Origin of the sequence: Paenibacillus glycinis, from assembly GCF_009909185.1 — a bacterium.
Taxonomy (GTDB): domain Bacteria; phylum Bacillota; class Bacilli; order Paenibacillales; family Paenibacillaceae; genus Paenibacillus_Z; species Paenibacillus_Z glycinis.
The window spans coordinates 66,893-73,013 of sequence record NZ_JAAAMV010000035.1 but is presented as its reverse complement, the minus strand read 5'-3'; the positions used below and the strand labels follow the sequence as shown (position 1 = coordinate 73,013).

The 6,121-nt window shown below is 52.4% G+C and carries 8 protein-coding genes; 7 read left to right on the top strand and 1 reads right to left on the bottom strand.

The annotated features are described in order from the left end of the window. Nucleotides 1-121 precede the first annotated feature (121 nt). Nucleotides 122-652, bottom strand: a complete 531-nt coding sequence (locus GT019_RS30010; protein WP_161747129.1) for a transposase — start codon at nt 650-652, stop codon at nt 122-124. Between the two features lie 223 nt (nt 653-875). On the opposite strand from GT019_RS30010, the gene GT019_RS30005 reads away from it, so the two are divergent. The 7 genes from GT019_RS30005 (at nt 876) to GT019_RS29975 (ending at nt 6,119) form a co-directional block, all read left to right on the top strand. Then, on the top strand, nt 876-1,064 hold the full coding sequence (locus GT019_RS30005; protein ID WP_161747128.1) for a sigma factor G inhibitor Gin: 189 nt from the start codon (nt 876-878) through the stop codon (nt 1,062-1,064). Nucleotides 1,065-1,225: 161 nt separating this feature from the next. Continuing rightward, entirely contained in the window at nt 1,226-2,737 is a 1,512-nt protein-coding gene (locus GT019_RS30000) for an aminotransferase class I/II-fold pyridoxal phosphate-dependent enzyme (protein ID WP_161747127.1), read from the top strand. Nucleotides 2,738-2,800: 63 nt separating this feature from the next. After that, on the top strand, nt 2,801-3,427 hold the full coding sequence (tmk, locus tag GT019_RS29995) for a dTMP kinase (protein ID WP_161747126.1): 627 nt from the start codon (nt 2,801-2,803) through the stop codon (nt 3,425-3,427). Between the two features lie 94 nt (nt 3,428-3,521). Beyond that, nucleotides 3,522-3,851, top strand: coding sequence for a cyclic-di-AMP receptor (locus tag GT019_RS29990; protein ID WP_161747125.1), 330 nt, complete (start codon nt 3,522-3,524; stop codon nt 3,849-3,851). 17 nt (nt 3,852-3,868) lie between these two features. Further along, entirely contained in the window at nt 3,869-4,312 is a 444-nt protein-coding gene (locus GT019_RS29985) for a YaaR family protein (protein ID WP_161747124.1), read from the top strand. A gap of 21 nt (nt 4,313-4,333) precedes the next feature. After that, the gene (gene holB, locus GT019_RS29980; protein ID WP_161747123.1) at nt 4,334-5,311 is read left to right on the top strand and encodes a DNA polymerase III subunit delta'; all 978 of its coding nucleotides are present in this window, start codon (nt 4,334-4,336) and stop codon (nt 5,309-5,311) included. Between the two features lie 4 nt (nt 5,312-5,315). After that, the gene (locus GT019_RS29975; protein ID WP_161747122.1) at nt 5,316-6,119 is read left to right on the top strand and encodes a PSP1 domain-containing protein; all 804 of its coding nucleotides are present in this window, start codon (nt 5,316-5,318) and stop codon (nt 6,117-6,119) included. Nucleotides 6,120-6,121 lie beyond the last annotated feature (2 nt).

The following is a 6,121-nucleotide window of genomic DNA, read 5'->3' as shown; positions in this document are numbered from 1 at the left end:
GGACCGCAGGGTCCTGGGAGAGTAGGACGTTGCCAAGCACGATGAACCGACTGCAGAACTGCAGTCGGTTTTTTGTTGTTGAATGGAAGAAGTCAGCGTGACCATCAGCGTTTAGTACGCTTTAACGATGGTAATAGCTGACTTCGTTGGATGTGATTTTGAGAACTCCGTCTCGTTTGGCTTTGCGCAGCCTTCTGTTGATAATCAGTCGAGGGGCAAGGAACCAAATGTGACACATGGTAAGACTGATCATAGTGGCTTCATTGGCCCAAGGGTACAACACGCCAATCGCGCAAAGGCCAAGCCATAACAGATGCCAGTGCAGCCGTCGAAATAAGCCAAGCTCGATATGGGCAACCGGGATATATCCGATCCAGATTCCGAGTACACGCCATCCCCAGCGCTTATAATCGGGCTCGTCAACGCGGATCAGCGTAAGTCGAATGATGATGAAATGGATGAACTGGCTGCAAAGCATGCCGATCCCAAATGCTTTTACCCCCTCGAGCCGGTACATCAGAACCAGAAAGATCGCCAAGATGCATATGGCGCATAAATAACTTCGATATAATTCATCACGAACGAATATTTTCTGCTTCAATTGGTATTGGTAGATCGTTGCTTTATCCTGTTCGGCAAGCGTTCCCCGCATGTTTCGTCAGCGCCTTTCGATGATCTACACCATGTATCGGATTTATGGTCCGGATTGTGTAGACTTCCCTCCGAAAAGAAGTGCAAGCCTTTGGGAACCAATCTGGGCGCTTCGACATAAACTGTATTACTATTTGAAATGGGCTATGAAAGTCGTATAGGTTGCTAGATTTTGTGGCATACTAGAAGAAGTGACCTATTTCCCTTGGAAGAGGTGAAGCAAAATGTCGGAGGAAGCAGCGGTTAACGTATGTATTATTTGCGACCGTGAGAAAGAAGAAGGCATACGGATCATAGATGGATTTATTTGCGATACGTGCGAGGCCGAAATGGTTCAAACGGATGTGCAAGATGCTAAATATCCTTTCTTCATTCATCAACTCAGACGCATCTGGCTGCAAAACAATGCGTAATTCCCTCTACGGACAGCACTCATGATCCCTGCTTTTTCTCGTATGCGTTTCATATCGAGAGAGTTCGGGATTATTTTGTTTGGATACAGCGTTAGGTTTAAGTTCATGCCGGAATCCATTATGATAAAGGGATAGATTACTGGGAACCGGGGGAACGTTCATTGGATTCGCAATCAAAGCAAAACTGGCATGCACCGTTGTTCGAAGCGCTAACGAACCTGCATGCTTCTCGTCCTGTCAGCTATCATGTACCTGGACATAAATACGGGCAATCGCTACCATTGCTTCAAGACTTGAAGAATGACGCTTTGTCGGCATTGAGGGCCGTGATGGCGATCGACGTGACCGAGCTATCGTTAACCGACGATTTGCATGAGCCGACGGGGGTGATCGAAGAAGCACAGACCCTTGCGGCAGCAACGTTCGGTGCCGACCACACTTTCTTTTTGGTAGGGGGAAGCACGGCCGGCAACCTTGCGATGCTGCTGGCGGTTTGCGAGCCGGATGATTTGATTATCGTACAGCGTAACGCGCACAAATCCGTGTTAAACGGACTAAAATTGTCTGGCGCCCGAGCGGTATTTCTAATGCCGGCTAGGGATGAGGACACCGGCCTCGACATTGCGCCGACCTTGGTGCAGGTGGAACAGGCACTTCGGTCGTATCCGGAAGCAAAGGCTGTCATGCTTACGAATCCAAGTTACTACGGGCTAAGCGTTCATCTTCGGCCGTACGCGGAACTTATTCATCGGTATGGTAAGCTGCTGCTTGTTGACGAGGCTCACGGCGCGCATTACGCACTTCATCCGACTTTGCCGACATCGGCGCTCCAAGCGGGTGCCGATGCGGTCGTTCAGTCCACGCACAAAACCTTGCAGGCGCTCACCATGGGTGCCATGCTCCATATACAAGGAGATCGAATCAATCGCAATGCCGTCATGGATGCCTTACGGATGATTCAAAGTTCTAGTCCTTCTTATCCTATAATGGCTTCCCTGGATATTACCCGGGCAATGATTGATTTTCGGGGACTGGAGATGTTCGAACGCGGATTGGCAAGCTCAGAAGCCTTTAGAAATTGGGTGAACGAGCAAGAGGATTACGGGATAGCGAATTCGACGGGAAAAGAAGTGCGAAACGATCCGCTTCGTGTCGTTCTATATGATCGCTTGGGCAGATTGACGGGGTTTGAAATACAGAAAAGGCTTGAAGCATTCGGTTGCTACACGGAACTGGCGGACTCACGGCATGTCGTGCTTCTAATTGGCGTAGAGGCGTCTGCCGAGGATATTGAGCGGCTGAAGCAAGCGTTAGGCGTAATCGCCATGGATGCGGCGAGAGAGGGGCGCGCGCCGCGGACGATGGAACAATGGCACCGCAGCAGCATGAATCGTCAAATTCAACCGATATCCGAGCCCGTTACGTTCAGCAGAACCGGTGCGAGTCGAACGAATGGCGCAAGTACGGAACGGATCGCTCTGGATGACGCGGTTGGTCGGTTCTCGTCGGAAGCCGTCATTCCTTATCCGCCGGGCATTCCGCTGCTCTACGAAGGCGAACGTATCACCTCCGAGGCTATTCGCACTATCAAACAGCTTGTGGCGGATGGCGCAAGATGCCAAGGAGCAGCCGATCCAACGATGCGGACGATTGCCGTGACGGCGGAAGCATAGCGGATTTACGCGTATGGTTGGCTTTGATATGATAAGGGTATAAACAGACAGAGGAGCACGATTGTGGGAAATGGGTTGTTTTTGACGATAGAAGGCGGAGAGGGCTCGGGTAAGACCACGCTGATCGATGGTATCGCCAAAGCGCTGCAAGGACATGGCAAAACCGTGCTATTCACGAGAGAGCCCGGCGGCATACCGATCGCGGAGCAGATTCGCGGCATTGTGCTTGATAATGAAAATACGGCTATGGATGCTCGGACGGAAGCCCTGCTTTATGCTGCAGCCCGTCGTCAACATTTGGTGGAAAAGATACTGCCTGCGCTAAACAGAGGAGAAATCGTCGTCTGCGATCGGTTTATCGACAGCAGTTTGGCCTATCAAGGTTACGCGCGCGGACTTGGGATCGAGGAAGTGCGGTCCATCAACGCATTCGCCATCGGGAATCATATGCCCGCGTTGACAGTTTGGCTCGATGTGTCGCCCGAATCGGGCTTGGCACGCATTCATGCGGGCGAAGGCAGGGAAATTAACCGCCTTGACTTGGAAGGGCTCGCATTTCATAAAGCGGTCAGGGAAGGCTACCGGCAGCTAATGGCGGCCGAACCGGATCGAATCATGCGAATCGATGCCGAACAATCGCCTGAAATCGTGCTGAAAGACGTATTAGCGATACTAAATGCGCGAATATGAAGGATTATTTACATTCAATGTCAAATAATTAATAGAGCCGTATTCAAAGTTACGGCACAACGTAATTCGGGAAGCATTAAGGGGAGGGAATTGGATGAAATTAGTAATCGCGATTGTACAAGATAAAGACAGCAATAGACTGTCGAATGCGCTCGTCAGGGAAGGCTTCCGGGCGACTAAGCTTGCCAGTACCGGCGGGTTCTTGCGTGCGGGCAATACGACGTTCATGATCGGGATCGAGGATGAACGGGTTCATGAAGTACTGAACGTTATCCGCTCGAATTGCAAAGTGCGCGATCAGCTCGTATCCCCCGTATCTCCGATGGGAAGCACGACCGATTCCTACATTCCATTCCCGGTTGAAGTGCAGGTCGGCGGCGCGGCAGTGTTCGTCGTTCCGGTCGAACGCTTCGAACACTTCTGATTGGGCGTGACTAAACCATGAAAATCAATCCCGGGTGGCGGCCTCTTGGCGCCGATCGTTCGCGTCCGGACACGGGCGCAAAGCCGGCTGCGATGAAGAGCTTCTCGGACGTCATGAATTTTCAAGACGAGCAGCGGACGATCGAGCAGCTTCAAGAGAAGCTCAAGGATATTCATAATCAAGGCGAACGCTTGACGCGTTCGATGACGGTCAGGGAGCTCAAGCTTTACCGACAAATGGTCAAGCAATTTCTCGAGGATACCGTCAGGCGCGGCGTCGGGATGAAAGAAACGCGCGGTTTCGACAGACGGGGCCGCACGAAGCGCTACAAGCTGCTGGAGGAGATCGACGCTTCCCTCGTGTCCATGGGCGAGGAGCTGCTGGAGAGCGAGGAAGGGCGGCTGAAGCTGCTTCAATCGATCGGCGATATCCGAGGCATGTTGATAAATTTGTTTTTCTAACCACAGAAAGGATTCAATCCGATGAGCATCGCACAACTTGCCGGGCAACCTAAGGCGAAACGCATCCTGCAGTATGCGCTGACGAGCGGCAAAGTGTCGCATGCCTACTTGTTCTGCGGACCTCCGGGAAGCGGACGCATGAAGATGGCGATGGCTTTCGCGCAGGCGCTGTTCTGTTCGGAAGGAGGCGACGATGCGTGCGGACATTGCCTGGAATGCCGGAAATTCGAGCATGGCAATCAACCGGATCTGCATATCGTCGAACCGGACGGCAGCTCTATTAAAATCGACCAAATCCGCGAGCTCCAACGGGAGCTGGCTTACCGTAACATAAATACGGCCCGCAAGGTGTATATCATGCAGCGGGCGGAAACGATGACGCTTCAGGCGGCCAACAGCTTGCTGAAGTTTCTGGAAGAACCCCAATCGCCCGTCGTGGCGATCTTGCTGACGGAGAACGGACAAGCGATGTTGCCGACCATTCGCTCGCGCACGCAGCATGTTCCCTTCATGCCGCTTGCTCCGCAGGAGATGCTGCAGATGCTGGTCAATGAAGGATTGCCTCAGCTTCCGGCCCGGGCCGCCGTTCATTTGGCATCGGGGCTCGATGCCTGTCGGGCGCTAATCCAGCAGAATGGGTTTGCAGAAATGAGAAACGTAGTGATACAATTAGGAAAGGACAGTCTGAGCCGGTTCACCGCGGCGATGATGTCCTTGCAGCAGCACATCATAAAGACGGAGCTTGGCGAACAGCCGCAGCTTCTTTTGTCATTGCTTATGCTGTGGTACAAAGATATGATTCATTTTCAAGCAGGAAGACATGAGTCGCTCGTTTTTATAGATCAGCTTGATTGGATCGGCAAACATGCTTATGTGCGTCCGGCCGAGGGCTGGGTGTCATGCATGGCGTTCACGCTGGAGGCGGGAAAACGCATACGCGCGCACGTAGCGCCGCAATTGGCGCTTGAACAGCTGCTGATCCGCGTACAGGAGGGGTGAACAATTGTATACCGTCGTGGGTGTCCGTTTCAAGAAGGCGGGCAAGATCTACTACTTTGATCCTGTCGATTTTCAGGTGGACAAAGAACAACACGTCATCGTGGAAACGGCAAGAGGCATCGAGTACGGGAAAATCGTGGTAGGGCCAAAACAGGTCGGTGAATCGGATGTGGTCCTTCCGCTCAAAAAAGTCATTCGCATCGCCGGCGACAACGATGCCAAGATCGTGGACGAGAACAAGGCCGCGGCACGCAACGCGTTTGCGACTTGTCTCGAGAAAATTCGCGATCATCAGCTGAAAATGAAGCTGGTTGACGTCGAATTTACGTTCGACCGCAATAAGATTATTTTTTATTTTACGGCCGAAGGCCGCGTCGATTTCCGCGAGCTCGTCAAGGATTTGGCCAGCGTGTTCCGTACCCGGATCGAACTTCGACAAATCGGCGTTCGCGACGAGGCAAAAATGCTTGGCGGCATCGGACCTTGCGGGCGCGTGCTCTGCTGCTCGACTTGGCTCGGCGATTTCGAACCGGTATCGATCAAGATGGCGAAGGATCAGAACCTGTCGCTCAATCCGACGAAAATCTCCGGACTGTGCGGACGGCTGATGTGCTGCCTCAAGTACGAGCACGACAATTATGAAAGCGTTCGTGAAGAACTCCCGGCCATCGGCAAAATCGTCGTCACCTCGTATGGCGAAGGCAAAGTCACGGGAATCAACGCGGGTACCAAATCGGTCTACGTGCAATTGTTCGATGTCGGCGGCAAACCGAAGGAACTACCGCTCGATGATGTCGTCGTAAAGTAAGG